The organism is Vibrio sp. 10N.286.48.C11, assembly GCF_041469805.1.
In the GTDB taxonomy this organism is placed as follows: Bacteria; Pseudomonadota; Gammaproteobacteria; order Enterobacterales; family Vibrionaceae; genus Vibrio; species Vibrio crassostreae_C.
The window spans coordinates 1-326 of the sequence record NZ_JBFRLK010000045.1 but is presented as its reverse complement, the minus strand read 5'-3'; the positions used below and the strand labels follow the sequence as shown (position 1 = coordinate 326).

Here is a 326-nt window from a genome sequence, read left to right as displayed (position 1 = left end):
AACTTCTCACTGACTTGGATGACCCACCTAGCCATGGTGGTACGTGATAGCTCGATACCCGACTGGTTAAACAGCGATTCTTGACGATAAAGTGGCATCGCGTATTGGTATTTTCCAAGAATGATGTTGGTCAGCAAACTTTCTGTGGCGAAGCTTTTAGGGATGAGGCTCTGAGGGGATGGCTTCTGAACGATTCGGCTGCTGTCGCCTGTTTTCTCGCACTGGCGGCAAGCGTACTTAGGACGAACATATTCCAACACTTTGAGTACCGCTGGCGTGAACTCTAGCTTCTCGCTGCGGTCTTCCCCGATTTTATGCAGGCTATG

At 50.0% G+C, this 326-nt stretch carries 1 protein-coding gene; it reads right to left on the bottom strand.

All coding sequences use genetic code 11. The annotated features are described in order from the left end of the window. The coding region (locus tag AB4209_RS12495; RefSeq protein WP_372056066.1) for an IS66 family transposase zinc-finger binding domain-containing protein at positions 1–326 on the bottom strand (326 nt) is incomplete at both ends.